Origin of the sequence: Corallococcus sp. CA047B (assembly GCF_003612065.1) — a bacterium.
Taxonomy (GTDB): Bacteria; Myxococcota; Myxococcia; order Myxococcales; family Myxococcaceae; genus Corallococcus; species Corallococcus praedator.
In genome coordinates this window covers 1-1,803 of the sequence record NZ_RAWD01000626.1, presented here as the reverse complement: position 1 = coordinate 1,803, position 1,803 = coordinate 1, and the positions used below count along the sequence as shown (strand labels likewise).

1 protein-coding gene and 1 pseudogene are annotated in these 1,803 nt (G+C 70.9%); both read left to right on the top strand.

Annotated features, from left to right (window positions below):
* Positions 1 to 343 precede the first annotated feature (343 nt).
* On the top strand, positions 344 to 1,444 hold the full coding sequence (locus tag D7X74_RS41720; protein WP_120538447.1) for a hypothetical protein: 1,101 nt from the start codon (positions 344 to 346) through the stop codon (positions 1,442 to 1,444).
* Positions 1,445 to 1,470: 26 nt separating this feature from the next.
* Positions 1,471 to 1,803 (top strand): annotated as a pseudogene (locus tag D7X74_RS41715) (hypothetical protein); the annotation flags it as partial.

Sequence of the window (1,803 nt, the reverse complement as noted above, 5' to 3'; positions counted from 1 at the left end):
ACTCCGGCAACGACGTCACCTATCTCGTCGTCAATTCGCCCCAGTAGACAGCCCCTCCCCCACGCCCCGGGCTTCCACCTCCACGGTGGGAGCCCGGGTCCGTTCCTGGGCGCTCCCGCCTGATGACGCCAGACACCAGGGACCAACGGCAGTCATCAGGGCGCGGGCCTCCAGGCCCTTCCCCCCTGGGCGCCCTCCAGCAGGACTTCGCGAGCAATCCCAGGGAGTTGGCACGCCGCGGGCGTTCGTGTGGGCCGTGGCACGCCTCCTGCTCTAGCCCCCCACATCAGCCGACGCGGTCGGTTCATCCCCCGCCGACCTGCTTGCTCCGAGGAACATCGCCATGGCGCTCTCCCCCCTCTCCAAGTCGTCCGTTCCCAGCCCCTCCCTCACGCGCACCCAGGCCCCCGAGCTGGCGTCTTCCGTCCAGCGGCCCTCGCCGGTCGCGGCGGATTCGCTGAAGGGCGGCGCGGGGCTGGGCGGCGCGCTGCAGGGCCTGCTGCAGCAGGACGGCTTCGACTCGGTGGGCGGCGCGGCCAAGGGTGGCATGGAGAAGCTGGGCCAGATGCTCGCGCTCCAGGTGCTGGGTGAGCTGTCGAAGATCCTCGGCGGCGAGGGCCTTGGCGGGGCGCAGGGCGGAGTTCCGGGCGCCCAGGGTGCCAACGGGAACACGGGCGTCGTCGGGCCGAATGGCGGCCAGATGGGCCTGGGCGCGGACTCCTTCGACGGCGGCGTGCCGAACCTGGGCGCCCAGGACGCGGCCCTCGACAGCGGCGTGCCGGACCTCGGCGGCGAGGGCGCTTCCCCTGGCGGTGGGCAGCCCGCCGTGGACGCTGGCGGGCCCCCGCTCCAGCAGAAGGCGGTCGCGGGGCCCCAGGGCGCTTCGCAGTCCCAGGGCGCTTCGAAGGGCAAGAACACCATGACCCTGGTCAACGACGGCACCACGCCGATGAAGGTGAACTTCACCCCCAACGCGGGTGACAAGGCGGTGGACTCCGTCACCCTCAAGCCGGGCGAGACGAAGACGGTGCAGTTCCCGGATGGCTGGTCCGGCAACTTCCGCAGCGACGCCGGCGACGGCAAGAACGCGACGCTCGGTGAAGTGAAGTTCGACGGCGGGCACGGGAACACCTACTACGACGTCAGCTACATCGAGGGTCACAACGCCTCCATGACCATGCAGCCGGAGAGCGGTGGCCGTCTGTCGGGCACGATGAAGAACCTGCTGGATTCCGCCCCGGACTCCGTGAAGGCCAAGGGGACGGACGGGCAGGCGTACGGCATCAAGAAGAGCACCACGTCCAACGTGCAGGATCCGGAGGTGGTAGACTTCTTCCGCAAGCACGTTGGCGCGGACCAGGGCTACGTCATCCCCACCGACGACGCGAGCACGCTGGGCAGCAACGACAGCAACCTCGTCGTCCACATGAAGAACCTGGCCTGAGTCCCTCCCCCTAGAGGCACCGTCCCATGAGCGTCCGTCTTCCTCCCAACCTCCCCCGGCCGGGCGTGCCCGCTCGAGGTCTCAAGGAGGAAGAGAAGGCGAAGCCCTCCGAGGGCAAGGCGTCCTCCGGCAAGGCCACCGCGAAGGGCGGCGCCGCGAAGGGCGCCTCCGCGAAGGGCACCTCCGCGAAGGGCGGCGCCCAGGAGTCCCCCGGCCAGGAGGGAACGTCCGCCCGGTCCGGGGAAGCCGGACGTGGCGGTGGCGGAGACGCCGCGAAGAGCGCCCAGCAGAAGGACGGGATGGCCCCCAGCACCCAGCGCGGCGCTGGTGCGGCCGGGTTCGGGGGCACGGTGGAGAAG